General features: G+C 67.8%; 22 protein-coding genes and 5 pseudogenes. 9 read left to right on the top strand and 18 right to left on the bottom strand.

Annotation, left to right across the window (positions count from 1 at the left end):
* Positions 1-63: 63 nt before the first annotated feature.
* The 4 genes and pseudogenes from OG975_RS47515 (at position 64) to OG975_RS47500 (ending at position 4,840) form a co-directional block, all read left to right on the top strand.
* Complete coding sequence (locus OG975_RS47515) at positions 64-279, top strand: hypothetical protein (RefSeq protein WP_406336026.1); 216 nt, start codon at positions 64-66, stop codon at positions 277-279.
* Positions 280-284: 5 nt separating this feature from the next.
* The gene (locus OG975_RS47510; protein WP_406336025.1) at positions 285-2,468 is read left to right on the top strand and encodes an MMPL family transporter; all 2,184 of its coding nucleotides are present in this window, start codon (positions 285-287) and stop codon (positions 2,466-2,468) included.
* A gap of 431 nt (positions 2,469-2,899) precedes the next feature.
* A pseudogene (locus tag OG975_RS47505) lies at positions 2,900-3,774 on the top strand (IS5 family transposase).
* A 187-nt stretch (positions 3,775-3,961) separates the two neighbouring features.
* Entirely contained in the window at positions 3,962-4,840 is an 879-nt protein-coding gene (locus OG975_RS47500; RefSeq protein WP_406336023.1) for a GNAT family N-acetyltransferase, read from the top strand.
* 28 nt (positions 4,841-4,868) lie between these two features.
* Here OG975_RS47500 and OG975_RS47495 read toward each other — a convergent pair whose 3' ends face one another.
* The 4 genes from OG975_RS47495 to OG975_RS47480 all read right to left on the bottom strand — a co-directional run bounded on the left by OG975_RS47495 (position 4,869) and on the right by OG975_RS47480 (position 9,625).
* The gene (locus OG975_RS47495) at positions 4,869-5,864 is read right to left on the bottom strand and encodes an ISL3 family transposase (RefSeq protein WP_406336021.1); all 996 of its coding nucleotides are present in this window, start codon (positions 5,862-5,864) and stop codon (positions 4,869-4,871) included.
* Positions 5,861-6,634: an IS21-like element helper ATPase IstB gene (istB, locus tag OG975_RS47490; RefSeq protein WP_406326590.1), complete on the bottom strand. Its 774-nt coding sequence runs from the start codon at positions 6,632-6,634 to the stop codon at positions 5,861-5,863. The genes OG975_RS47495 and istB overlap by 4 nt, the downstream gene beginning before the upstream one ends.
* The gene (istA, locus tag OG975_RS47485; RefSeq protein WP_406326589.1) at positions 6,634-8,229 is read right to left on the bottom strand and encodes an IS21 family transposase; all 1,596 of its coding nucleotides are present in this window, start codon (positions 8,227-8,229) and stop codon (positions 6,634-6,636) included. Before istA ends, istB begins: the two co-directional genes overlap by 1 nt.
* A gap of 451 nt (positions 8,230-8,680) precedes the next feature.
* Positions 8,681-9,625 carry a LysR substrate-binding domain-containing protein gene (locus OG975_RS47480; RefSeq protein WP_406336020.1) on the bottom strand — a complete coding sequence of 315 codons (945 nt, stop codon included), beginning with the start codon at positions 9,623-9,625 and terminating at the stop codon, positions 8,681-8,683.
* A 116-nt stretch (positions 9,626-9,741) separates the two neighbouring features.
* On the opposite strand from OG975_RS47480, the gene OG975_RS47475 reads away from it, so the two are divergent.
* The 3 genes and pseudogenes from OG975_RS47475 to OG975_RS47465 form a co-directional block, all read left to right on the top strand.
* The gene (locus tag OG975_RS47475; protein WP_406336019.1) at positions 9,742-10,554 is read left to right on the top strand and encodes an inositol monophosphatase family protein; all 813 of its coding nucleotides are present in this window, start codon (positions 9,742-9,744) and stop codon (positions 10,552-10,554) included.
* A 45-nt stretch (positions 10,555-10,599) separates the two neighbouring features.
* Positions 10,600-11,247, top strand: a pseudogene (locus tag OG975_RS47470) (NADPH-dependent F420 reductase); the annotation flags it as partial.
* A 187-nt stretch (positions 11,248-11,434) separates the two neighbouring features.
* A pseudogene (locus tag OG975_RS47465) lies at positions 11,435-11,812 on the top strand (ATP-binding protein); the annotation flags it as partial.
* Between the two features lie 298 nt (positions 11,813-12,110).
* Here OG975_RS47465 and OG975_RS47460 read toward each other — a convergent pair.
* The 3 genes from OG975_RS47460 to OG975_RS47450 form a co-directional block, all read right to left on the bottom strand.
* Positions 12,111-12,848 (bottom strand): VOC family protein, encoded by a 738-nt coding sequence (locus OG975_RS47460; RefSeq protein ID WP_406336018.1) that lies wholly within the window; start codon positions 12,846-12,848, stop codon positions 12,111-12,113.
* A gap of 292 nt (positions 12,849-13,140) precedes the next feature.
* Entirely contained in the window at positions 13,141-13,395 is a 255-nt protein-coding gene (locus OG975_RS47455; RefSeq protein ID WP_406336017.1) for a GNAT family N-acetyltransferase, read from the bottom strand.
* Positions 13,396-13,539: 144 nt separating this feature from the next.
* On the bottom strand, positions 13,540-13,890 hold the full coding sequence (locus OG975_RS47450; protein ID WP_406336016.1) for a hypothetical protein: 351 nt from the start codon (positions 13,888-13,890) through the stop codon (positions 13,540-13,542).
* Positions 13,891-14,019: 129 nt separating this feature from the next.
* Here OG975_RS47450 and OG975_RS47445 point away from each other — a divergent pair, with 129 nt between their 5' ends.
* Positions 14,020-14,337, top strand: coding sequence for a hypothetical protein (locus OG975_RS47445; protein ID WP_406336015.1), 318 nt, complete (start codon positions 14,020-14,022; stop codon positions 14,335-14,337).
* Between the two features lie 65 nt (positions 14,338-14,402).
* Here the strand turns inward: OG975_RS47445 and OG975_RS47440 are convergent.
* The 10 genes and pseudogenes from OG975_RS47440 to OG975_RS47395 form a co-directional block, all read right to left on the bottom strand.
* Positions 14,403-15,043, bottom strand: a pseudogene (locus OG975_RS47440) (IS256 family transposase); the annotation flags it as partial.
* A gap of 30 nt (positions 15,044-15,073) precedes the next feature.
* Positions 15,074-16,009, bottom strand: a complete 936-nt coding sequence (hemC, locus tag OG975_RS47435; protein WP_327434599.1) for a hydroxymethylbilane synthase — start codon at positions 16,007-16,009, stop codon at positions 15,074-15,076.
* An 18-nt stretch (positions 16,010-16,027) separates the two neighbouring features.
* Positions 16,028-16,522, bottom strand: a complete 495-nt coding sequence (locus OG975_RS47430; RefSeq protein WP_406336014.1) for an O-methyltransferase — start codon at positions 16,520-16,522, stop codon at positions 16,028-16,030.
* Between the two features lie 129 nt (positions 16,523-16,651).
* Complete coding sequence (locus OG975_RS47425) at positions 16,652-17,293, bottom strand: TMEM175 family protein (protein ID WP_406336013.1); 642 nt, start codon at positions 17,291-17,293, stop codon at positions 16,652-16,654.
* A 733-nt stretch (positions 17,294-18,026) separates the two neighbouring features.
* Complete coding sequence (locus OG975_RS47420; RefSeq protein ID WP_406336012.1) at positions 18,027-18,710, bottom strand: tyrosine-type recombinase/integrase; 684 nt, start codon at positions 18,708-18,710, stop codon at positions 18,027-18,029.
* A 55-nt stretch (positions 18,711-18,765) separates the two neighbouring features.
* The gene (locus OG975_RS47415; protein ID WP_406336810.1) at positions 18,766-20,466 is read right to left on the bottom strand and encodes a hypothetical protein; all 1,701 of its coding nucleotides are present in this window, start codon (positions 20,464-20,466) and stop codon (positions 18,766-18,768) included.
* On the bottom strand, positions 20,459-20,662 hold the full coding sequence (locus tag OG975_RS47410; RefSeq protein WP_406336769.1) for a hypothetical protein: 204 nt from the start codon (positions 20,660-20,662) through the stop codon (positions 20,459-20,461). Before OG975_RS47410 ends, OG975_RS47415 begins: the two co-directional genes overlap by 8 nt.
* 239 nt (positions 20,663-20,901) lie before the next feature.
* Positions 20,902-21,021 (bottom strand): annotated as a pseudogene (locus OG975_RS47405) (site-specific integrase); the annotation flags it as partial.
* 215 nt (positions 21,022-21,236) lie between these two features.
* A complete protein-coding gene (locus tag OG975_RS47400) occupies positions 21,237-21,596 on the bottom strand; it encodes a hypothetical protein (RefSeq protein ID WP_406336011.1) in 360 nt (119 codons plus the stop codon).
* Positions 21,597-21,711: 115 nt separating this feature from the next.
* A complete protein-coding gene (locus OG975_RS47395; RefSeq protein ID WP_406335856.1) occupies positions 21,712-22,260 on the bottom strand; it encodes a transposase in 549 nt (182 codons plus the stop codon).
* A gap of 50 nt (positions 22,261-22,310) precedes the next feature.
* Between OG975_RS47395 and OG975_RS47390 the strand changes: the two genes are divergently transcribed.
* Positions 22,311-23,918 (top strand): ISL3 family transposase, encoded by a 1,608-nt coding sequence (locus OG975_RS47390; protein WP_406335858.1) that lies wholly within the window; start codon positions 22,311-22,313, stop codon positions 23,916-23,918.
* A 24-nt stretch (positions 23,919-23,942) separates the two neighbouring features.
* Here OG975_RS47390 and OG975_RS47385 read toward each other — a convergent pair whose 3' ends face one another.
* Entirely contained in the window at positions 23,943-24,503 is a 561-nt protein-coding gene (locus tag OG975_RS47385; RefSeq protein WP_406335860.1) for a winged helix-turn-helix domain-containing protein, read from the bottom strand.
* Positions 24,504-24,515 lie beyond the last annotated feature (12 nt).

Raw genomic sequence — 24,515 nt, 5'->3', positions numbered from 1 at the left:
GTAGGCCGACTGTCAGCCGTGGGCCGACGCCCGCGCCCAAGGTTCGCGGGCAGGCTCGAGGGCATGTCGTCGTCCCTCACTCCCACGCGGATCAGTGCTGCCTCCGTCGGCGCACTCGTGGGTGCCGCTGCCGGAATTCTGCTGGTCGCCGCTGCCGGAACGTTCTCGATCACGGTCGGTGGTGTGTTCGCCGGGCTGGCGCTCGGTGTACCCGCTCTTGCCGGCGCGGTCGTGGGCGTGGCGGTGACTCCAGGCAACACTCGCTCGAATTCGAGGTAGGCATCATGTCTTCCCCCCGCGGCTCCGCCGCGTCCCTTGCCCCGCCTGCGCCACAGGGCGGTACGTCCGCGCCCGTCGGACGGTTCGGCGCCCTGGCCGGCTGGGCGCAGCGTCATCGCTGGGCCGCCATCGTGCTCTGGGTGGCTGTCGTGGCCGCCATCGCGCTGGGCTCCACCGCTGCCGGCTCGGCATATCAGAACGACTTCTCGCTGCCGGGCACCGATTCCCAGGCGGCCACCGACCTGTTCAAGAAGCACGGCAGCGACCAGGCGGGCGACAGCGTCGAGATCGTCTTCAAGGGCTCCGCCGGCGTCAAGAGCGCCCAGGGCAGCGTCGAGCCGATGCTGGCCAAGGTGAAGCAGATGTCGGGGGTCGCCGACGTGCGCAGCCCCTTCGCCGATGCCTCAGCGGTGTCCAAGGACGGCACGGTCGCCTACGCGTCCGTCACGCTGGACGGCAAGACGGAGGATGTCCCCAAGGAGGACGTCGCCAAGATCATCGACGTCGCGCAGAGCATCGCTACCGAGCACCTCCAGGTCGAGGTGGGCGGCGAGGCCGCGCGCAATGCGGAGGACAAGGCGGGCCCGACTGCCGAACTCGCCGGAATCGTGGCCGCCCTGGTCATCCTGGTGCTGCTGTTCGGTTCACTGCTGGCGGCATCACTGCCGCTGATCACCGCGCTGTTCGCCGTCGGCGGCGCCATCGGCCTGATCTCCCTGGCCTCGCACATCTTCACCGTCGCCGACTTCACCCCGCCCATCCTGATGCTCGTCGGCCTCGGCGTCGGCGTCGACTACGCCCTGCTGATCTTCTACCGCTACCGCCATGAGCTCCTGGCCGGTAGCGGGCCCGCGGAGGCCGGCCGCAAGGCCCTCGACTCCGCCGGCCGCACGGTCTTCTTCGCCGGCTGCACGGTCATCGTTGCCCTGCTGGGCCTGGTCGCCCTCGGGCTCGGCTCGCTGCAGGGCATCGCCCTCGCGGTGGCCATCACCGTCCTGATCACCATGGCCGCCTCTCTGGTGCTGCTGCCCGCCCTGCTGGCACTGTTCGGCAAGCGCATCCAGCGCCATGTACTCAAGCAGCAGGCCAAGGCCACCGAGAAGGGCAAGACCGAAGGCAACAGTTGGCGCGCCATGGCACGCGCCGTACAGCGACGTCCGATCCCGACCCTGCTGGTCGGCGTGATCGCGCTCCTGGCACTGTCCGCACCGGCACTGGGCATGCGCCTGGGCTTCGCCGACTCCGGCAACGACCCCAAGGAGACCACCTCGCGGCACGCGTACGACCTGCTCGCCCAGGGTTTCGGCCCCGGCTTCAACGGTCCGCTCATCGTCTTGGTGAAGGGCGATCAAGAAGCCGGCAAGACCGTCCAGGCAAAGCTCGCCACCACCGACGGCGTCGCCGAGGCCAGCCCTGCGATGCCCTCCGCGGACGGCGCCCTGTCCACCGTCTTCGTCTACCCGGCGACCTCTCCCCAGGACGAGGGGACCGTGGACCTCGTCCACCATCTGCGCGACGATGTGGCCCCGCCTCTGGAACACGCCACCGGCGCCGAGGTGTTGGTCGGCGGTGCCACGGCCGCCTCCCAGGACGTCTCCGAGACACTCGCCGACCGGCTGCCCCTGTTCGTCGCCGTCGTCGTCGGTGTGTCCTCGCTCCTGCTCCTGCTGGTCTTCCGGTCCATCTGGATCCCGGTCAAGGCCGCCATCCTGAACCTGCTGTCTATCTCCGCCGCGCTAGGCGTGATCACCCTGGTCTTCCAGCACGGCTGGTTCGGAGCACAGCCGGGCCCCATCGAAGCCTTCATTCCAGCGCTGATCTTCGCGATCGTCTTCGGGCTCTCCATGGACTACGAGGTCTTCCTCATCTCACGCATCCACGAAGAATGGACCCGCACCAAAGACCCTTCCCGATCCGTACGCGAAGGGCTCGCTTCCACCGGCAAGGTCATCACCGCCGCCGCAGCCATCATGATGTTCGTCTTCGGGGCGTTCGTCCTCAGCTCCGACCGCATGCTCCAGCAGTTCGGACTCGGCCTGGCCGTCGCCATCCTGCTCGACGCCGTGGTCATCCGATGCCTGATCGTTCCCGCCGTCATGCAGATGCTCGGCAAATGGGCCTGGTGGCTCCCTGCCCCGCTGGCCCGAAAACTGCCCAAGGTGTCCATCGAACGCCCTGAGCGGAGCTGACCTCGCCTCAAGCAGCTCGGATCACCACCAAGCCCACGTCGCCTCCGCAGTGAGCGACGGTGCCGGTGAGATCGCAGCGGCACGGGTCACGATGCACGCCGTGACCCGTGCGCGGCCGGTGGAACGCATTTCCTTCGCGGGCGGCCCGGTTGGGACACGGTGGGGCGGAGTTGGACGCCGTATTTGAGCAGCGCGAGGCACACCGTGGTCAGGGTCTGTCAAACGAACGATTTACAGTCCCGCCCGACACGCCGAGCCGATGAGCGGGACAAACGTCTGGATGGAACAGCACGACGCCGAGATCCGCAGCATGCAGCTGGAGATCGTCGCCGTCGAAGCCCATCCAGCCGACAGCACCACCGTCGTCCGCGGCGTCGGCGTGCTAGGGCCTGTTGCGAAAGTCGATCTTGGTCGTGGAATGATCACGGGCTGTGGCGCGTGGAGATCTGACGGACGAGCAATGGGACAGGCTGGAGCCGCTGTTGCCGAAGGGCAAGAAGTCCGGTCGACCGCCGATATGGCCGAGGCGGCAGCTGATCGACGGCATACGGTGGCGGACCCGGGCCGGGACGCCCTGGCGGGATGTACCCGAGCGGTACGGGCCGTGGGATCGGGTCTACGACCTGTTCCGGCGCCGGCAGCGTGACGGCACGTGGAAGCAAGTCTTCACCGAACTGCAGGCCCAGGCCGATGAGAACGGCCTGATCACCTGGGATGTCAGCGTCGACTCGACGGTGTGCCGCGCCCATCAGCACGCCGCCGGGGCGGTCAAAAGGGGGATCTCCAGAAGGAGTCACCCGGCGGCGTCGAGGTCGAGCCGGACGACCACGGCCTCGGGCGCTCACGAGGTGGGCTGACCACCAAGGTCCATCTCTCAGTCGAGCAAGGGCAAAAGCCCATGTCGATCGTGATCACTGCCGGACAGCGCGGGGACTCTCCGCAGTTCGAACCGGTCCTGGAACGGATCCGAGTCCCCCGGCTGGGGCTGGGACGTCCCCGCACACGACCTGACAAGGTGCGTGCGGACAAGGCGTACGGCTCCCGGAGGAACCGCGCCTACCTACGCCGACGCGGGATCCGATGCACGATCCCGGAGAAGAGAGACCAGATCCGCAACCGCAAGTAGCTTGGCCCCCGTGGCGGCCGGCCGCCGATGTTCGACAAGACCGATTACCGCGAGCGGCACGCTGTGGAGTGTGGGATCAATCGCCTAAAGCGCCACCGGGCCGTGGCCACGAGATACGACAAGCTCGCCGTTCGCTATGAGGCAACCGTGCTGGTCGCGGCCATCAACGAGTGGCTGTGACCAGCACGCTCGCACCGGCCTTCCGTTAACCCTTTGCCGAGGAGGCGATGGGCCAGCTAGGTTCACCCAGCCGTCCATGTCGTTCCGGACCGGCACGTCGACGAGGAGGTGTGGAGCACATGCGCAGGAGTGCCCAGCAGTTGAGCCCGCGTACTGACCCTTGCCACCTCCTCACGACGGAGACACCTTGTCGCTCCGCATCACCCCACTGACCGACCCCGCTCACGGGGCGCACAGCCGACGCCTTGCATGGCTGGCGTCCGACGCCGATTCCATCCCCGTCGGGACGGCCTTTCTGCGCCTGTTCGATGGCGGACAAGAGCACCTGGCCGAACTGACCCTCCACGTCCACCCCGTGGAGCGGCGCAAGCGCGTCGGCTCCCGGCTCCTCGACGCTGCCGTGGCCGCCGCCCGGGACAACGCCCGACGCTGCGTTGTCGCGCAGGCCGAGGCCGGATCACCCGGCGATCACTTCCTGTCGGCCCGCGGCTTCCGCAAGGTGCTCACCCTGAGGTTCGCCCGCCTGTCGCTGGCCGACGTGGACACCACCACCCTCGCCGAGATCATCGAGCGTCCGCATCCCGGCTACCGGCTGGCGTCATGGCAGGGAACCGTCCCTGACGACCTCGCCCAGACGTTCGCCGCCTCACGCCGGGCCATGGACGACATGCCCATGGACGACACCGACTACGGCATTGTGGTCTGGGACGTGGACCGGGTCCGGGCCGCGGCGAAGGCCGTTGAAGATCGCGGCGACCAGCTGCACACGGTCGTCGCCATCGACACCTCCAACGACTCGATCGCCGGGTTCACAGAACTCGTCGTCCCCGGCAACGGCACGGGTGATGGCCAGCACTACGGCACCGGCGTGCTGCCCGAACACCGCGGACACGGCCTCGGCCGATGGATGAAGGCCGAGTCGATCCGACAAGCCCACGGGCGCTATCCAGACCTCGGCGGCCTCCTGACCGACACCGCCGACAGCAACACGCACATGAGACACATCAGCGACAGCCTCGGCTACCTGCCCACACACACGACACTCCAGTACCAGCTCGACCTGTAGAGACGAACGGACGGGCCGGACCCGGGCATCACCTGGTCCGGCCCGTCGGCACTTTCACAACACGCCCTAAGAGCGCATGGATGGTGGCGTGCTTGGCACGGGTGCGTTCGGCGAACCGGTGGCCCGTTGGCCAAGGCGACGACGCGGCCGACTCCGCTTCCTCCGGCGATTCGTCGGGAGGCGCCGGAGCAGGGCGCAGGCAGCCGCGGTGCCGGTAGACGCACTTCTCGGCGGCTTCGCCCAGGTTGTGCCAAAGATGCCACCGGTCCGCGACTTGGAGGGCTTGCGGGGCGCCACGGGTAGCTCCGTCAGCGAAGAAGGGGGCGCGGTCACGGCATACGATCTCAATGCCGGGTCGCTCAGCGAGCCAGGCCGCGAGCGTGTCCGCCTCCCGGTTGGGCAGGAGGTCGATCGGACGGCGTGTTTCGACGTCGACGAGCAAAGTTCCGTAGATCCGCCCTTTGCGCTGGGCGTATTCGTCCACGCCCACCACGCGGGGCGCGGCGGTGAGCGGGTCCGGGAGTGAGGCAATCAGCCTCAGTAGCGTGTTCCGACTGACCGGCGCCCCGAAGACATCCGTCATACGAGCCCCAGCCCGTCCCGCAAGCGCGAGACCAACCGAGACGAGCGTCGACCGGAGCCGCTCCGTACGCCGGCTGAACCGGCGAGTGAGCCCCGGCACCTGCTCGACGAAGGTCTTGCGCGGACAGGAGTCCTCCGCGCAGACAAACCGGCGCACCCGCAACGCCATCACGACGAACCTGCCTGCGGCTGGCAGATCACGGGGAAACCGCAGACAGGAGCCGAGTATTCGCCCAGTCAGGCATCCACAGCCCGGGCAGGCCGCCTGCCGAGCAGTGCTCAGGGCCTCGACCCGGACGACCATGTCGGCCACCTCGACCGACTCCACGAACACGTTCTCCAGCGAGGAGAACAGCAACTCTTCGAGTTGCTGTGGACGCTTGCGATATTCCCCCGCTGGAAGTTCGCGTAATTCCCCCACCTCTCGCCTGATCGAGGTCATTTGACGGAAGGCTTGCCGGGCTTGTCGGTGGGGTTCTTGGGGCGCTTGTTCGGGCGGTAGCTGGGGCCGTTCATGATGACTTGGTGGCTGGTGTTGATCAGCCGGTCCAGGAGTGACTCGGCGACGACGGGGTTGGGAAAGAGCGGATACCAGTCGCTGGGCGCCCGGTTGCTGGTGATGATCAGGGACCGGCCCTGACGCTCGGAGACGAGTTCGTAGAGGTCGTCGGCTTGGGCCGCGCCGAGCTGGCGCATCGCGAAGTCGTCGAGGATGAGTACGTCGGGACGTACCAACTCACGCAGGCGTTTGTCCCAGGTGCGGTCTGCGTGCCCACCGGCCAGTTCGGCGAGGATCCGGCTGGTCTTGGCGAAGCGGACGTGGGCGCCCTGGCGGACTGCGAGGTGCCCGAGGGCCTGGGCGATATGCGTCTTGCCGACCCCGACAGGACCGAACAGAATGACCGACTCGCCCGCATGCAGCCAGCGAAGGGCGCCGAGGTCACGGATCTGGGCGGCGGGGAGCTTCGAGGAGGCGGTGAAGTCGAACTCCTCCAGGGTGACCTGCTGCTCGAACTTCGCCCGGTGCAGGCGCCGTTGGAAGGCGACGGTCTCGCGGCGGGTGATCTCGTCCTGGCAGAGGACCTGGAGGAAGTCGAGGTGGCCGAGCTCGCCGCCGTGGGCCTGGGCCAGGCGGGCGTCCAGGGTTTCCAGCATTCCCGAGAGCCGCAGTGCCTTCAGCGACTCTCGCAGGGCGGTGTCCATCACGCTCATCAGATGCTTCCCTCAGCTTCGCCGTGGACCTGGTCGTCGCGGAGCTCGTCCGCCGTGTCGGGGGGTGCCGCGGAGGCGAACAGCCGCTTCGGTCCGTGGAGGAAGGCCGCGGCTCCCGCATCGCCGCTGGTCTCGGGCTCGGGGTCGGTCTCGGTGCCGGCGATGAGGATGCCCTTGATGGTGCGGTAGGACGGGTCTCCGACCGCGATCGCCCTCGCGCAGGCGGCCTCCAGGCGCGTCTCGCCGTACTTCTTCCGCAGTCCGAGCACTCCCTGGGCGGCGCGGAGCCGGTAGAGCGCGTTGACCTCCAGCAGCTGGTCGACGACCTCGCGGCAGGCGTCGCCGATCTCGGACGCCTGGGTGCGGCACCAGATCGGCGTCTTCATCTGGAAGGCGATCTTCTCCGGCGGGTAGTCGCTCCTGTCGGTGCGTTTGCCCTGCTCAAGTGCCGCGTGAGTCTTGACCAGTTCACCGTCGAGGAAGACCTGGACCATCGTGGCGGTGGAGCGGACATCGACCCGACGGCCGATCAGTTTCCAGGGCACCGAGTAGAGGGTGCGGCCGACCTTGATGTGGATGTCCGGGCCGACCGTCGCGGTCGACCAGCGGGCCAGCACGAACGGGGTCTGCGGCAGGGGCAGCAGCGTCTCCGCCTCCAGGGCCCCGAAGACCGCCATCGGGGCGGCCCCGCCAAGCGGCCGGCACGGCCGCTGGCCTGCGACGTTCTGGGCCCAGGTCACGGCCTCGGCCTGCATGTGCTCGATCGAGGTGAACTCCCGCCCGCACCAGAACGAGTCGCGGATATAGGGCATGGGCCGCTCCACCCTGGGCTTGTCTTTCGGCTTCAGAGCACGGGCTGGATCCACCAACGCCCCGTAGTGGGTGGCGAGTTCGGCATACGCCTTGTTGATTTTCGGGTCGTAGAGATCGGGCTTGTCGACCCCGGTCTTGAGGTTGTCCGGCACCAGCCGGCGCGGGACGCCACCGAAGTAGCGGAAGGCCGCGACGTGCGCTTCGGTCCAGGAATGCTGGTGGAGATGTAGGACGGGGCGGACGAACATGTGCCGCGAGCACGGCAGCACCATCACGAACGCCCAGACTCGGTGCCGCTTGCCGGTGCGCGGATTGGTCCACTGCCCGAGGAAACCGTAGTCGATCTGGGCCTCCTCGCCCGGCTCGACGTCGTCACGCAGGACAGTGACCTGCGAACTTCGCAGTTTGTCGGGCAGCGTGGCGTGCACCCAGCGCCGGAACGCGGAGATCGACACTTCCAGCTTGTGTTCGTCCCGCAGCCGCTGATGGATCGTGGTGACGGTCACCGTCCCCAACAGGCTCTCGATATAATCGCGGTGCCGGTCGATCTCCGGCCAAGTAACCTGCCGAAGACGTGAGTTGGAAAGCTCGGGGAACCAGGTCCCGATCAGCTTGGCCCAGTCCGACTCGCCCATTGGAGGTCCGCCCGGAGTCATCCCGGCCGCCTCCGCCGGTGCCAAATACTTCCTGATGGTCTTACGGTCCACCCCCAGCGACGCGGCCAGTTCACGCTTCGAACGGCCCGCGTACCAGTGGACATAGATCTCGGTGACATCGACCACGACGAACGTTCTCCTCGCCATCCGGGCTGCCCATCGGCCTTCCGAACCTCAGGCCGAGAGCCGTCCCGCACACCTCCGCGATGCCCCGGTCCCTCAGTCCCGAACTCCGCGGTACCCATGGCCAATTAGGAGAATTCGGTATGGGGAATAACAAAGTGCTCAAACCACCCGACATGGGGAATTACGCGACCGTCGACAGTTGCGGCTGTACTTCGTTCACGGCCCAGCACTGTGGGTCACACCGACCACCGACCGGGCGATTTTCGGGCTATCTCAGCCACCATCACGAGAAGATCGACAGTCACGCTGCGTACGCGACCACACGAAGTGGACCAGAGCCCGACTTACGACGTCGTTTCGACGTGAGATTGAGAGTCGCACAGTCGCACGAATAGGTGATGTCCATGGGAACGGAAGTCAGCTGCCGCAGGCCTTTCCCCGGACTTATCCGTCACTGCCCGGTCCGGTTGGAGAGGGGCTGTTGAGAGGCGGCCGGTGGTGTGAATAGCGCCTGGACGGTTTCGGTGGCCAGGTCTCGCAGCCAGGTGTGGGCGCGGTCGTTGTCGTAGCGCTGGTGCCACAGCAGGTACAGGGGGACGTCGGGCAGCGGGAGTGGCGGCGGCAGTGTGACCAGGCCGAGTTGTTCCCGGGCCGTGCGGGTGACGGCGTCGGGGAGGGTGACGACCAGGTCGGTGTCAAGGGCGAGTTGCAGCGCGAAGGCGGCGGTGGGCCCGGCGGAGACGACTTGTCGTTCGAGGCCGCGTGTGGTCAGGGCGTCGTCGATCGGGTCGCGCAGGCTTCCGCGCCGCGAAACGGTGAGGTGTTCGGCGGCTGCGTAGCGCTCGAGGCTCAGCGGGCCTGCGGTGAGCGGGTGGCCCGGTCGGACGGCGACGACCAGCCGGTCCCTGCCGACGAGGCGGTGGCGGATGTCGGGGAGTGTCGGAGCGCTGGAGCTCGATTCGAGGTCGACCTCACCCCGGCGCAGCTCGGCGTCGTCCGTCCCGGATTCGGCGGGCAGGCGCAGCCGGACACCGGGGGCCTGGCGGTGGACGGCGGTGATCAGGGCGGTGCCGGAGGCTGCGGTCAGGGCGTCGTGCCAGCGCACGGTGAACACCCGGTCGAGAGCCGCCAGGTCGAGTTCCTGCTGAGCGGACAGAAGTTGGTGGGCCTGCTGCACGAGGGTGTGGACCTCGGCGCGCATGGCCAGCGCCCGGGTGGTGGGGACCATGCTGCGGCCGGTGCTGACCAGGATCTGGTCACCGGTGGTCTTGCGGATGCGGCCCAGGGAGCGGCTCATCGCCGGTGAGGTGACGTGGAGGCGTGCGGCCGCGCCGGCGACGCTGCCCTCTTCCAGCAGGGCGTCCAGCGCCGTGAGCAGGTTCAGATCCAGTTGCATGACAGTAACTCTACAAGTGATAAGCATGCACTTGTTGTTAACAATCGGGGGACCTACCTTCGAAGTGCGGGGGCGAGACAACCGCCCCGCTTCTACCGATCCCCAGGGAGCCCACCATGAGCACAGCCATGCCTTTCGACGCCGATGCGACGTTCCTGTCCGACGTGACCGCCGCGGTGAAGACCGCCGGCGTCACGCTGCGCGACCGCTACACCTCGCACGCCCGGGGCGTGAGTCTGGACGAGGTCGTCGGCGAGATCCACGCCAACGACGACGCGGTGCTGGACGTGCTGCGGGAGCCCCTGTTGCGGGCCCGGCCGGGGTCGCAGTGGGCCGAGGACGAGCTGGCCGGCGGCGCGCTCCCGCTCGGGGAGTGGTGGGTCGTCGACCCCGCCGAGGGCAACATCAACCACGTCCACGGCATGGAGGACTGGGCCGTCACCGCCACCCTGGTCAGCGACAACCGGCCGGTGCTCACCGTCGTCCACCTGCCGCTGACCGGCGACACCTACACCGCTGTCGCCGGCGGCGGTGCCCGCCTCAACGACCGGCCCCTGAAGGCGTCCGCCAAGACCGACCTGGGCGCCGCGCTCATCGGCACCGGCCAGGCCAAGCCCGGCGAGGACGAGCGCACCTTCCGGCGGATCGGTGACTCCGTCACCGCCATGCTCATCAACGGCCTGGTCGTGCGCGTGTCCGTTCCCGCCACGATGCAGCTCATCCACGTCGCCGCCGGACGCATGGACGCATTCTGGCAGTTCTCCGACGTCCGCTCCGGCCTGGTCGCCGGCGCCCTGCTGGTCTCCGAGGCCGGAGGCACCGTCACAGACCTGACGGGCGAACCCTGGAACACCGGCAGCCGCGACTTCCTGGCCGCCGCCCCCGGCATCCACGCCACCGCCCTCAAGGTCCTCTCGCCCATCGCCTGACCGGACGTCTCCGCTCTTCCCACCCGATACCGCAAGGAGCATCACCGCATGACCAACATCGGCATCCTGGGCGCCGGCCGCGTCGGAACCAACCTCGCCCGCAAGCTGGCCGCAGCCGGACACCATGTCACCCTCGGTGGCCGGAGCCCCGAAGACACCGCCGCCCGCACCCCCGGGCTCGCCCCGCCGGTCGCCCTCGCCGACCAGCGCACCACCGCCCGCACCACGGACATCGTGATCAACGCGACGCCCGGCGACAGCACCCTGGACCGCCTCACCGACCTGCGCACCGAACTCGCCGGCAAGATCCTCATCGACGTCTCCAACGCCATCCGCGACACCGCTGACGGCCTGCCCGGCGACCTGTGCTACCCCGGCAGCAGCCTCGCCGAGAAGCTCCAGGCCGCGCTCCCCGACACCCATGTGGTCAAGACCCTCAACACCATGCTTTTCATGGTCATGACCGCTCCCGAAACCCTGGCCACCCCACCGACCGCCTATCTCTCGGGCGATGACGAACACGCGAAGAGGGCCGTCACCGGCCTGCTCGGTGACCTGGGCTGGCAGCCCGAACGGATCGAGGACCTCGGCGACATCACCACAGCCCGCGCCACCGAGGCCATGATCCTGGTCGTGCCCCACATCCTGCGCCGACACGGCTTCAAGCCCTTCGCCGTCTCCCTCGCCCGCTGACCCACCAAGACCGGGTTCAGACCAAAACCAGGTAGCGGGCGCGTACAAGGCGGCTGGGTGCTGGCACGGACAACACCCGCTGGGCTGCAAGTGACGCCCGAACTCATCGACATTGATCATGCCTACAACACGCGAGGCGACTCCCGAAGTCGTCGACAAACGACTCCCATTCCCGTGTACAGAGCCACGGGTCAAGTACGTGCTGGCGACGAAGCTGGTCAACGAGCTCGTCGAGGCCGCCGACGAGAAGCAGCTGACCAAGACGATCGCCCGCTACGGCCGCGTCGACCTGCGCTGCATCGACGAACTCGGCTACATGGAACTCGACCGCCGCGGCGCCGAACTCCTCTTCCAAGTCCTCGCCGAACGCGAGGAGAAGAATAGCGTCGCGATCGCCTCGAACGAGTCGTTCGGCGGCTGGACGAAGACGTTCACCGATCCTCGTCTCTGCGCGGCCATCGTCGACCGTCTCACCTTCAACGGCACCATCATCGAAACCGGTACCGACTCCTACCGGCTCGCCTCGACCCGAGCGCGGGCCGAAGAGCCAGCGAAAGCCGTCTGACCATGGCGGGCTCCTGCTCGATGGTCCCCGCGCCACAAGGGCGGGCCGCCCGATGGACAGCCAGTTCCAGGGGCGGGGCAGAACTGTCCAGGGTGGCCGAAAGCCAGCGCGTAGCGCCGTCGTAGGCGCCGGGGCCGTCGTAGGCACCGGGGCCTACGACGGCCCGCTCGTGGCCTTCCTGGCGTCCACTGACGCGCGCTGGATCACCCGGGGACACCATCCCCCTCTCCGGCGGCATGCGCTGACGCCACGCGGTCTTCGCCGCTGACCCGAAAACGGCCGGAGCCGTTGCTCAAGGTCAGCGAGGGGTGAGGAGGCAGAACTCGTTGCCTTCCGGATCGGCCAGAACCGTCCAGGAGATTGCGGACTGGTCGATACCAGGGTCGGTGGCGCCCAGAGCGCGCAGTCGGGCTTCCTCTGCTCCCAGGTCGTCACCGGGGTAGGGACACACGTCGAGGTGGACGCGGTTCCACACGCTCTTGGTGTCGGGGGTGCGGAGGAACTCCAGGTAGGGGCCGACGCCCTTGGCGGAACGCATGGCCGCGCGGTCGTCGGCGACCTCGTGCAGCGTCCAGTCCATCGTCTCGCCCCAGAACCGGGCCATCCCTCGTGGGTCGGTGCAGTCGACCACCACCGCAGCGATCGGCCCGGTGTCCCGGTAGATCGGACGGGGCTCCAGGACGCAGAACTCGTTGCCCTCCGGGTCGGCCATGACCGTCCAGGGGACGTCACCTTGACCCACGTCGGCGAGCGTCGCGCCGAGATCCTTCAGGCGCGCGACCAACTCAGCCTGATGGGCGGTCGAGGTGGTGGCCAGATCAAGGTGCACCCGGTTCTTCACCGTTTTGGGTTCCGGGCGGGCGACGATGTCGATGCAGACGGCCACGGGGTCGGGGTAGACGAAGCCCACGGGTTCGAGGTTGGTCACGCCGGGTCCCTCGCTGTCGACACCCCAACCGAGTGCCTCCGCCCAGAACCGGCCGAGCACGGAGTCGTCCCGGGCCTTCATATTAATCTGCACGAGTCTTGTTGCCATGTCGCAGATCGTAGAAGCTGCCGCCGGTCCGGACCGCCGTGATCAGACATGTGCTCGACCCGGTGCTGACCATGGTCGCCCCTTTCGGCGTCGCCGCGGCCAGCCTGCAGGAGTTCCTCGAACAGCTCGGCCAACGGTTCGCGAACCAGCCCGGATCATCGGCCGAGGTTCAAAACCAGTATCCCGTCCCATTGAGGCGATCTCGGTCGTCGGGTGACGTCATTTCTGGTGAACATCCACAGCACTCAAGATCGCCAGCTGCTGCCCAAACCGCTGACCAATCGCGGCTACTTCACGTGAACGCAGCCACCCGACCGACGGTGAGCCCGCAATACCCGATGAAGTGGCCCATACCGCGGCGGATGACAGCCAGCAGAGCGATCCCCGTCAGTGCCGATGCGGCACGCTGATCCTCGATCATTCGCCGGTTGTGCTCGATCGATGGCATGCCATCACCTCGTTCGGCGACGAGCGCGCGATGGGCATCGACGTCGGACTCGGTCCACGGCCGCAACGTCAGTCGAGCGGTTTCGAGTTGGAGCGGCATCGGCGGATACGGCGCGGCAGCACTCTATCGACGCCCTGCCCGCACACCCGAGTGACATCGAAACTCACCGACATTCGGAAGCCAACAGGCCCTCGGATGACATCCGAACTCATCGACAAACGACACTCGTTGAAAGTTATGCAGTCACCAGGGGGACCGATCTGGCTCCCGGCCACCGGGTCGTGGTCTCTTGGTGCTGGTGAGCAGGTGTTCCAGGGCCTCCCAGGTGAGCTGTTCGGTGGTGCCGACCGCGTCGGCTGCCGCGCGGCGCAGAGCCGGGCCGAGGACGCCGACCAGTTCGCCGGTGCTCTCCTGCAGTCGGCGGCCGGGCCGGGTCAGGTGGGGTGCCTGGTCGAGCGGCAGTTGCTCGTCGGCAGCGGCGACCAGGTGCAGCCACTCGGGCCCGTAGTCGAGGGGCTGGGCTGCAACGTGGGTGGGCAGGCCCCGGCCGGGCTGGCCGGCGACCGATGCGGGCTGGGCGGTGTCGGCTGCCATCCATTGGTCACACCAGGTGATCAGCAGCCGATGGCGCCGTCAGCGTGACGTACGGTCGCGGCTGCAACCGAAGCGGCCTGTGCAGCGCTCTGGACCTGTGATCCGCAATTCGCCGGTGAGGAGACAGAGATGACCCCCTGGAGCAACGAGAGCCTCAGTTCGTGCGCAGGCGTCGACCCATACGCCGCACATCCCAGTGACAATGCCTGGCCGACTCCCGCCCAGCCCCGCGATGACGTCGACTACTTCCTGCCGCCGCCCAACCCTGCCCACCGCCTCAGCTACACCCTCACCCCACACGACCAGCAACGCCTCGCCCTGCACGCGGCACTCACCGCCGCCGGCATCCCCCCGATGCCCGAAGACCGTGCCGTCATCGACCAGCTCAGCGCCCTGCCGGCAGACGTCAACAACACCCTCCAGCGCTGGCTGCACTACGCCCAATGAGATCAAGGGAGCCACGTCGTGAGCGGGGTGTGTCAATCTAACGGCTGATCTTGATTGTTGAGTGGTCAGTTGTTGCTCGAGGTCAGGCGGCCCTCGAAGGCGATCTGGAACGCGTTCAGGGGTGCCTTCCAGCGCATGGTCCACCGCTTGCGGCCCTTCCCCGTCGGGTCCAGGCTCATCAGCGCCATGTAGATGCACTTGAGGGCGGCGGCTTCGTTGGGGAAATGGCCGCGGGCGCGAACGGCCTTGCGGATGCGGGCGTTGACGCCTCGATCGCGTTCGTGCTGCAGATGACCTTGCGGATCTCGACATCGAAGGAGAGGAAGGGCACGAACTCGGCCCAGGCGTCCGACCACAGCTTCACGATCGCCGGATACTTCTGACCCCACGCCTCCTGGAACTCCAGGAACCGTTCCGTCGCCGCGTCCTCGCTGGGCGCGGTGTAGACGGGCTTGAGGGCCTTTGCAACCTTGTCCCAGTCCTGACGGGCGGCGTAACGGAACGAGTTCCGCAGCAGGTGAACCACACACGTCTGGACAATCGCGCGAGGCCAGACGGCCTCCACGGCCTCAGGTAGTCCCTTGAGCCCGTCGCAGACCAGCATGAGCACATCGTCCAGGCCGCGGTTCTTCAACTCGGTGAACACATGCAGCCAGTACTTGGCACCCTCGCCGCCATCGCTGGCCCAGATGCCGAGGGGGGGGCGGGCCAAGACGGTGCTGACCGACGTCGGGTCCTAGTGGGCGATGGAGTCGATCAGTGTGCGGGCGCCCTGACGGAGGAGGGCGACGGCGACGGAGGTGCCCAGGGTTGGGGGGTCGAGGGGGCCCGCCCATTCGTGGGCGTTGAGGACGGTCTTGCCGTCGGGGGTGAACACGCAGGCGCGCAGGGACAGTTCGCCGTTGCGTTCGGCCTTGGCGTATCCGGCGATGGGTGAGTTGCAGTGGCCTTGGAGGACATGGAGGAACATGCGTTCGGCGGTGGCTTCGCGGTAGGTGTCGGGGTGGCCGAGTCCGCTGACGGTGTCGATCAGGTCGGTGTCGTTCTCGCGGCACTGCAGGGCGAGGATGCCGGCGCCGATGGGCGGCATCATCACCTCTGCCGGCAGGATCTCCGTGATCACGTCCGGGCGGTTGATGCGTTGCAGGCCGGAGACGGCCAGGAGCAGGGCATCGGCGTCGCCCGCGGCGAGCTTGTCCAGACGGCGGTTGGCGTTGCCGCGGATGGGGACGCAGTCCAGGTGCGGGTGTGAGGCGGCGAGTTGGGCGATGCGGCGTACGGAGGAGGTGCCGATCCGTGTGCCCTGGGGCAGGTCGTCGAGGGTGAGTCCTGCGGGATGGACGAGGGCGTCGCGGATGTCGTCGCGCTCGAGGAACGCGGCGAAGATGGTCCCGGCCGGCAGGGGTCGGTCGGCGGGCACGTCCTTGACGCAGTGCACCGCAAGGTCTGCATCGCCGGCGAGGAGGGCGGCGTCGACTTCCTTGGTGAACGCGCCCTTGCCCTCGACCTGGGCGAGGTCCCCCATCCACTTGTCGCCGGTCGTCTTCACGGGCACGACTTCGGTGCGGATGTGCGGGTGGAGCGCGGCGAGTTCGCTGCGCACGCGCTCCACCTGGGCGAGCGCCATGGGCGAGTCGCGGGAGACGATGCGGATGAGTTCAGGGGTGGACATGCCGCCCACTTTAGACCTTTACGTGCGGGCGCCGAGCAGCAGCCCGGAGGTCCATCTCATGGGCGTGGCTCGCAAGTTGGGGACTTCGGGCAGGTGTGCGAGGAGGGTGTCGACGCGGTGCTGGTGGCTGGGGGGCCAGGTGGTCTGCGGGAGCAGGTCGTCGACGATGTAGAGGCCGCCGGGCTCCAGTAGGTCGATCAGGTCTTGAAGGCGGTGGAACTTGCCCGGGCGGCAGTCGACGTAGGCGAGCGCGAGGCGTGGGCCTTCGTAGGTGTCCAGCCACTGGTCTGCGTCGGTTGTCTCGAAGGTGACGCGGGGGTCGGCGGCGAGATGTTTGGTGGCGATGGCCTGGACGGCTTCGTCGGCCTCGATGCTGAGGAGGCGGGCGTCCGGGTGCATGCCGTGCAGGAGCCAGGCCGCGCCTGCGCCGACTCCTGTGCCGAGTTCCACGAGGTGCCCGCCGGGTTTGGAGGCGGCCAGGGTGGCGAGCAGGGAGCCGGTGCTTATCTGCACTTCACCCGAATGGGGGGGGAGCCGACGGCTGCGCGCCCGGGTAATCCGGTCGCAGAAGGTGGCCTCGGCGCCCTCAGCAGCGTCTGACGGCTGTGCCTGCTGGAATCTGGAGGGGCGTGTTTGGCGGGGCTATGAGCGTCGGAACAACAGCCGTACGACCTCCCGGAAAGGCACGATCAGGTACACCGCGATGCCGAAGTACAACGCCACCGCTGCTCCCGGGACGACAAGTCCGGTCAGGATCGCGATCACGTATCCGATCACGATGGGCAGAAGTCTTCGATGTGTCCCCTGTTCGTCCTGGCCGTCCCCGCGCGGCGGGCAGAGGTGTTCGCGTCGTGCGTACTCATTCAGAGCGGACCCCAGGACGTGGATGGCCAGGAGTGTCAGCCCGTAGATCGTGACAGCCACGCGTTGGCCTTCGCCTGTGTGCAGGGCGTCTGTGACGAGCCCGGTTGGGAACGGCAGGAACGCCACCACGAGCAGGATGAGCAGGTTGAGTCGCAGGAAGTTCGGATCTGACCGTGTGAGCCGGTCGGTGAGTGAGGCGTGGAGAAGCCAGGCTCCGCCGATCGTCAGGAAGCTGACGAGGTAGCCCAGGTAGCCCGGCCATGCATGAAGTACCTGTTCAAGTGGTGTGCCCGGTGGATGAACTGCGAGGTCAAGTACCAGTAGCGTGGCGGCGATCGAGAACACGCCGTCGCTGAAGGCCGCCAGCCGGTCGGTACCGAGGGATCGGTGCCCGCGTGGCGTCTCTGCGTCGTCTTGCACGGCACTGTCTCCTTCACGCTGATCGGCATTCAGAATCCTGCATCCAGCGAGGGCCCCGACCCCATTGCGAAACACCTTCGAGGTTGTGTCCGGACCTCTTTCTGCTCTTCATGGGCATTGCGAGGTAGGGGAGGCCGGTGGTTGTGCCGGGTGCTGGGACGCGGTGTCCGTCTGGCTGGAATCCGTTCGTGCAGCGGCGGCACGTTCTGCGGCTCGCTGGCTGGAGGCTTCCTCGGCCAAGGCCGCGCTGGGGCAGCGACTGTGTCTTTTACTGGGAAGTTCCGGTTCCACCCTCGGTCGGCCGCGCGGGGCGGGTGACGCCGAGGCGGCGGGCCACCGGGACGCCGGTCAGGCCGTAGAGAGCGACGGTCGCGATGATGACCAGGAAGGTGACCGAAAGGATCTTGGACGCGCCGCCGATGTGGTGGGCAACCAGTTGGGCCGAGAAGGTCGACGCGGCGGCCGCCCCGGCTCGCCTTATCAGGCGGCGACCACTGGCCCCGCTTACGGCTGATCCCTACAGCAGGCCGGGTTTTCCCAGGCTGGCCAGGTTTGTCCTCGTTCGGTGCGCTGACTCTTTCACGGGCTGAGGAGGTGCAAGCCGCGTGGCGAACCGGAGCAGCCGTTCAGCGCACAAATGGAGCAAGAAGCCCTACTCGGCCGACCTTGGAACGTGCAGGTCGAACGGGAGCTCTGGATGGACCTCCCGCCGTCTGGCCCGTGTTCGGTGCTGTCACGGGGCTCCTGCGGTTCGTGGGGTGGGGATGCCGAGGTCGACGGTGGGGCGTGAGGTTCGGCGTTGGGTGTCGTCACGCTTGGCGCGCAGGAGCTGGAGGGTGAGGTCGAGCCCTTCGATCTCTCCGGCCCAGCCTTCGGCTTGGGCGCGGGCTCGGCGGGTGACGAGGTCGGCTTCGAGATCGTCAAGTCGGCTGATCATCTTTGGGCTGACCTGGAGCATGGGGCACCGGATGCAGGCGTGTTCGTGTTGGCAGGGGGTGCCGTAGGGGCGTCCGCATGCGCCGAGTTCGACCTTGCGCTTGTCGAAGTGCTCTTCGAACTCGTCCCACTCGTCGCTGGTGACGGCGCGGTATTCGTGGTCGGGGCGGAGCTGGCGACGTTCGTTGAGATGAGCGAGGTAATGGCGGATGACGTCTTCGTCGAACACGGCGAGATAGCCGCGGGTGGTCTGGATGTTGAGGTGGCCGAGCAGCATGGCGCCGATGTGGATGGGCAGTCCGCTGTTGACGAGCTCAGTGGTGAAGATGCGGCGGAAGTCGTGCGGGGTGAACTTGACCGAGCGGAACGCGGGATGGTGTTCAGCGAGGTCCGCGCAGCGTCGCGCGAGCATGTTCAGGACGGTCACGGGACTGATCACGCTGCGGGTGGAGCCGATCTTGCGCTGGAACAGGAACGGCATCGGCGGGCTCCAGACCTTGTCGTGCGGGTCGAAGCGCCGCAGGACCGGGACGGAGTTACCGTCGCGGGTGTGCCGACGGATGACAGACGCGATGACGGAACAGTTCGGCGGACATCGGAATGACGCGCTCGCGGTCGGTCTTCGACGGGCTGATGACCAGGAGGGCGACCATCTCGCCGTTGTTGCGCTGGTAGTGGCGGATGCTGAGGTGGCTGACCTCGCACATCTCCTCGATGCGGGCGCCTGAGTGACGCAGGGTTTCGACCGCGGCCCAGTCCCAGAACGCTGACTCTTCCTCTGCTTCGATCTGGACCAGCTGCCCGGTGTCGTCCCGGACCCGGACGGGGGTGCGGTGGCCGCCGCGGGCGAGTGTGAGGTCCTCCTCGGTCAGGACGCGGCGGTAGGTGCGGCCTGCGTGGGTGAAGGTCGTGTCGGTGGCGGCTGCTGAGGCGTGTTCCAGGAGGGTGCGCGTGCGGTCGTAGCGCTCCTCGACGTGTCGGACGAGCAGCGGCAGGAGCGGTTGGCGCAGACGGGTTCGGTCGGCGGACCGCTCGTTGATCCGGCGGCGGCGCTTGGCCAGTCCGCGTAGTTCGCTGGGCGGGACAGGGCATGAGGCGACCCAGGAAGCCCAGCGTTCGGGTTCGTCGGCGGCCCAGGTGTGCAGGTCGTAGTAGAAGCTGCGGACGGCAATGACGATGGTGTCGACACCGATACGGGGCCTGCCGTCGTGGCGGACGCCGATCTGCTCGCGCCAGGCGCTGTAGAGGCCGGCCGGAATGTTCAGATCGGATTGCCCGGGGTTGATCTCCTCGATGCGGGCCCAGAAATGGTGGGCGACGTGGCGGACGAGGTGGACCAGGGAGGCGTAGTCGGTATCGGACTTGCGGCGGTGGAAGTAGTCGAGCAGGAGCCGGCGGACGCTCTGGTTGCGGATGGTGTGGCGGTCGACGAGTTCCTCAAGGGTGAGCTGGCCGCGGTGCAGGGCCTGACGCAGGGTGGCGGGTGTGCTGGCTGGGAAGTGGCCCATCGCGTGCAGGACATTCCAGGCAGCATGCCCGGCGAACACGTTGGCGTCCTTCTTGCCGGGCCGCAGAACAGCCTTCGCCGTGCGTGAGGCGTGGGCGTGGTGGAGCAGGGCCGCCGGGCTGAGGTCGGCGAAGCCGATGCCCTGGACCGCCAGCAGGCAGCACACGTCGAAGAGCGCTTCACGTTTGTGGGGCCAGGAGAAGTCATGGTGAGCGACCTGCGCGGCGTACTTCTCCAGCAGGGGATCGTTCTGGGCAGCGATGAACTGGTCGGCGAATCCGTCGAAGTTGTGCTTCTTCATCACCAACAGCGTCGGCTGGACGACGCGGAGGCAGAACAGCGCCCTGACACCGACGCTGTACTTCTGCCCGGTCCGGTTGGTGCCCAGGTCAGCGGCGGTGATCTCGCCGCGGCCCAGGGGGCTGGCATCCCAGCGCTGTTGCCAGGTGCTGCCCTCGAACCCGCCCAAGTAGGCCAGGACACGCCGGGTGGAGGCCCGGTGCTGAGCGGCGGTCCGCGCGGAGGCTGCCGGCGAGGCGTCGTGCGCGAGCTGACCGATGAGCAGCGGCGTGGCGGCGGACAGATCCCCGAAGGGGCGCGGCACGGTGGTCGCCAAGGCCGGCCGGGCCTCGATCTGGCTGGCGGTGAAGCGGCTGGCGAAGGCCGGCTCGTCGCCGGTGTGGGTGTGGCGGCGGCTGACGCCGGTGGTAGGACGGGCGAGGTCAGCCACCGAACACCGCCTCGATGTCCGCGGCGGCGTAGCCCGCGGGGTAGTGCCGGGCCAGTCGGGGCGCGGCGTAGTGCTCGGTGAGTTTGTCGAAGAGTTCCTCGATGTGGACGGCCAGATAGCGGTTGGTGGTCTGGATGTCGGCGTGCCGCATGATCGTCTGGACCTCGGGGAGCGTGAGTTTCCCGCCGTTGGCCATGCGGTAGGCGGCGGTGTGCCGTAGATCGTGCAGGGACCAGTCGTTCCCAGCAGGGTGTTCGCCCGCTGCATGACACGGCGCATGGCCCAGTAGGTCAGCGGACGGTCGGGGCCTCGGCGGGCCCTCCAGAGGGGTCCGCCATCGGCGGGTGCGCCGGCCGCGTCGAGGTAGAGGGCCAGGCGGAATAGGCCCTGCGGGGAGACCGGGACCGCTTCCCTGGCCCGGGTGCCCTTGGTGATCACATAGATCCGCTGGCCGGACCAGTCGATGTCGCCGACGGTGATGCCGAGGAGTTCCTTGGCGCGTGCGCCGCTGGAGACGAAGATCTCCAGCAGTGCCCGGTCCCGGTCGCAGTTCATCGCGGTGAACAGTTCGTCCCACAGCCGGTCGGGAATCGACCGCGGCGACCGGTCGGACACTCGCTGGCGCAGCCGGGCCCGGCCCACCACCGGCGTAGGTTCCAGCGGACTGCGGTGCCCCAGCGCGCGGCGCCGCTGAGCCGAGTGCGGCACCGGGTTGACGACCGGGCCGCGGCCGTGATGGGCGTGGAACTCGTAGAACCCGCTGATCACCGTCAGAGCGTGATTGATGGTGCGCGGCGCGTACCCGGCGCCCAGGGATGCCTTGCCCGTGCGGAGATTGACCGTCCCGGCCACGGAGCATCGGCCCGGTGCCGCTGACGCTGCGGGTTGGCGGCCGAGCGCAGCCAACCCGTCAGCACCACGACCTCCGACTCCGTCGCCCGCTCCCACCCGGTGCCCAGCAACCACAGCAGGCGGAACCACCGCAGCATCCCGTAGCCGTAGCTGCGGCAGGTCAGCGGGCTGGAATCCCCAAGCGCCAGGTCCCGCAGAAACGCGGTGACCGGTTCGACCTCGGCCCCCGTCGCATCGAGCATCGCGTACGGCGGATGTGCCCGGTTCACCTCCACCACTCGTCCAAGGCGAGGGATGGCCCCTCGGCCCTCCATCAACTCATCGCGAACACCCGTCACTTGCTCCTTGATCGCGGCCTGTTACGCCGTGACCAACGAGGCGAGGATGGTGCAGTTACTGACGTTGTTGCCGTGATGTCGTCAAGGTGAGGCCGGTTTCGGCGAGACATCCGTCGATGAGGTTGCTGCGGTACTGGATCTGGCGGAGACCGTGCCGAAGCTCGCTCATGAGGTGGTCAGGGTCGGTGAATGCGGTGTTGGCCTGGCTGCTGCGTCGCAGCAGTGACCAGACGCCTTCGACGGGGTTGAGGTCGGGTGCATAGGCCGGCAGGAAGTAGCAGGTGATCCAGTCGTGGGTGTTGACGAACTCCCGCAGTCGGCGGTCTTTGTGCACGTTCAGGTTGTCCCACACCAACACGATCGGCGCGCCGAGTTGCTGGTGGGCGGCGATGAGCAGATCGCGGTAGTCGGTCCAGGCGAAACTGCGTCTGCCGCCCCGCTTGTGATCGACGTGCCGCTTGGGCCGGTAGATCAGGTGTGAGCGTTCGCCCTGCTTGTAGCAGGCCAGAGCGGCAATGGAGATGCGCCGCTGGGAGCGTCCCCGGACCCGGATGACGGGTGTGTGCCCGCGCCTGGCCCAGGTGCGGACGGTGGGCGGCGTCATCGAGAGGCTCAGTCAAGATTTCCGTGACGGGGTGACGGAGCGTCATTCCGGTGGCATGGTCTGCCGTGTGTGATGACTTGCTGGGCATCGTGTTCCCGCACCTGGAGAAGGTGCGGGTGGAACACGTGTGGGTGGAGGACGGCGTGGTGCGGGTCAAGGCCCGCACCCTGGACCGTGCGTTTCCATGTCCGTCGTGCGGTGTTTGCTCGTACCGGGTCCACAGTCGGTATCGGAGACACCTGGCGGACGCCGCCTTGGGCGGGTGTCCGGTGGTCGTCGACTTGTCAGTGCGGCGGCTGTTCTGCGATGTCGCTGATTGTGCGCGTCGTACCTTTGCCGAACAGGTCGAGGGCCTGACCATCCGCTATGGACGTCGCACTGTGGTGCTGGTGGTCCTGGTACAGGCGATTGCCCTGGCACTTGCGGGCCGGGCAGGCGCCCGGCTTGCCGCCGTACTCCACATCGCCGTCAGCAGAGTGACGTTGTTGAACGTGCTGATGGCGCTGCCCGACCCCTGCCCTCCCTCACCGCGGGTGCTCGGGGTGGATGACTTCGCCACCCGACGTGGGCGCAGATATGGGACGGTGCTGGTCGACGTCGAGTCCCGTGCCGTCCTCGATTTGCTGCCCGGCCGGGAGAAGGAACCCTTGGCTGTCTGGCTGGCCGGACACCCGGGGGTCGAGGTGATCTGCCGGGACCGGGCCGGCGCCTATGCCGAGGCGGCCCGCGCAGGCGCTCCGGACGCGCTGCAGGTGGCCGACCGGTGGCATTTATGGGACAACCTGGCCACCGCTGTCGAGCGCACCGCGATCGCTCACCGTCCTTGTCTGCAAGGAACTGAGGTGAGCACCCCTTCGGCCCGGCGCATGGCCGCGGCTCCGCCCTCGACGCTCAATCCGGACACCGGCGCGGAGAAGTGGCTGGTCACCCGGACGCGAGAGCGACACAAGGCAGTTCACCGACTGCTGGCCCGCGGATGGACGATCAGCGCCATCGCGCGGGAGCTGGGCCTTGCCCGGCACACCGCGGAACGCTATGCCCACTGCAAGAACCTCGACGGCCTCATCGAAGGCGCCCTTCGCACCACACGCCTGGACGACTACAAGCCTTACCCGATCCGGCGCTGGAACGAAGGATGCACCGATGCCGCCCGTCTCTTCCGGGAGATCCAGGCTCAGGGCTACCCGGGACGAACCCCGCAAGCGGTGCGCCGCTATCTCCGGCCGCTTCGCACCGGCCTCGGCTCCATCCGGTCGCCGGCCCCGGTGCTCAAACCGCAGCAGGTCACCAACTGGATCATGTGGAACCCCCAACACCTGCGCGACGACGAAGAACGCCATCTGGGCGAAGTACTCAGCCGGTGCCCGGAGTTGACTGCCGTCCGCAGCCACGTGCATGCCTTCGCGCGGATGGTCTGCGATCTCGGCGGAAACAGCCTGCCAGCATGGACAGACGCCGTCCACGCCGACGACCTGCCCGCCCTGCACGCCTTCGCCGACGGGCTCCGGCGTGATCACCAGGCTGTCACCGCGGGCCTTACGCTGCCCTGGAGTTCCGGTCCTGTCGAAGGCCACGTCAACCGGATCAAGATGCTGAAGCGACAGATGTATGGGAGAGCCGGTTTCGCACTACTCCGCAAACGAGTCCTCCTGGCCTGACCCAAGTCACGCTCCGTCACCCCTTCACGGAAATCTTGACTGAGCCCATCGAGAACCCGGCCTCGTCTTCGAAGCACAACCAGGCCCCGAGCGCCGCCACGGCGTTTCCACCTGGAGCCAGGTCTCCTTCACCCAGCCGCTCACGGCTTCTTCGTCGCGCTCGATCGCGCGGCGGGCGGGGACCTGGTGGCTGAAGCCGTGCCGGTGCAGCATCTGCGCGATGGCCGACAGCGTCATGCTCTTGTGGAACCGGCGCCCGATCAGCGTCTTGATCCGCGCCAGCGTCCAGGTCTGGTCCGGCCAGCCGTGCGCTACCGGCCCCTTGGCCAGCTCCTGCTCGAGCACCTCGAACAGTGCCTCGCTCAGCTTGGGCCTGGACGCCGGCCCTTGCGACTCCAAGGCGGATGTTCCGCCGTGCTCCCATGCCTGGCGCCATCGTTGCACCGACCGGACGCTGACACGTAACTGCTTGGCGACCGCGGCATTGTCGTGTTCCAGGGCGAATAACTCGCCCGCCTGCAACCGGATGTGCTCGCGAAACACCCGTCGCTCCGCGGTCAGCCCGCCCCCTTGCGGATACCTCATATGACCGGCCTA

The sequence above is a fragment of the Streptomyces sp. NBC_00203 genome (assembly GCF_045206325.1).
Lineage (GTDB): Bacteria > Actinomycetota > Actinomycetes > Streptomycetales > Streptomycetaceae > Streptomyces > Streptomyces lutosisoli.
This window is presented reverse-complemented; position numbering and strand designations above follow the sequence as displayed.

What these genes read in the sequence shown, in the direction of transcription:
- OG975_RS47515 (WP_406336026.1), top strand. Translation starts at nt 64, where the DNA reads ATGTCGTCGTCCCTCACTCCCACGCGGATCAGTGCTGCCTCCGTCGGC.
- OG975_RS47510 (WP_406336025.1), top strand. Translation starts at nt 285, where the DNA reads ATGTCTTCCCCCCGCGGCTCCGCCGCGTCCCTTGCCCCGCCTGCGCCA.
- OG975_RS47495 (WP_406336021.1), bottom strand. Translation starts at nt 5,864, where the DNA reads ATGACCTCGATCAGGCGAGAGGTGGGGGAATTACGCGAACTTCCAGCG.
- istB (WP_406326590.1), bottom strand. Translation starts at nt 6,634, where the DNA reads ATGAGCGTGATGGACACCGCCCTGCGAGAGTCGCTGAAGGCACTGCGG.
- OG975_RS47480 (WP_406336020.1), bottom strand. Translation starts at nt 9,625, where the DNA reads ATGCAACTGGATCTGAACCTGCTCACGGCGCTGGACGCCCTGCTGGAA.
- OG975_RS47475 (WP_406336019.1), top strand. Translation starts at nt 9,742, where the DNA reads ATGAGCACAGCCATGCCTTTCGACGCCGATGCGACGTTCCTGTCCGAC.
- OG975_RS47460 (WP_406336018.1), bottom strand. Translation starts at nt 12,848, where the DNA reads ATGGCAACAAGACTCGTGCAGATTAATATGAAGGCCCGGGACGACTCC.
- OG975_RS47455 (WP_406336017.1), bottom strand. Translation starts at nt 13,395, where the DNA reads ATGCCGCTCCAACTCGAAACCGCTCGACTGACGTTGCGGCCGTGGACC.
- OG975_RS47450 (WP_406336016.1), bottom strand. Translation starts at nt 13,890, where the DNA reads ATGGCAGCCGACACCGCCCAGCCCGCATCGGTCGCCGGCCAGCCCGGC.
- OG975_RS47445 (WP_406336015.1), top strand. Translation starts at nt 14,020, where the DNA reads ATGACCCCCTGGAGCAACGAGAGCCTCAGTTCGTGCGCAGGCGTCGAC.
- hemC (WP_327434599.1), bottom strand. Translation starts at nt 16,009, where the DNA reads ATGTCCACCCCTGAACTCATCCGCATCGTCTCCCGCGACTCGCCCATG.
- OG975_RS47420 (WP_406336012.1), bottom strand. Translation starts at nt 18,710, where the DNA reads ATGCCGTTCCTGTTCCAGCGCAAGATCGGCTCCACCCGCAGCGTGATC.
- OG975_RS47410 (WP_406336769.1), bottom strand. Translation starts at nt 20,662, where the DNA reads ATGGCCAACGGCGGGAAACTCACGCTCCCCGAGGTCCAGACGATCATG.
- OG975_RS47395 (WP_406335856.1), bottom strand. Translation starts at nt 22,260, where the DNA reads ATGACGCCGCCCACCGTCCGCACCTGGGCCAGGCGCGGGCACACACCC.
- OG975_RS47385 (WP_406335860.1), bottom strand. Translation starts at nt 24,503, where the DNA reads ATGAGGTATCCGCAAGGGGGCGGGCTGACCGCGGAGCGACGGGTGTTT.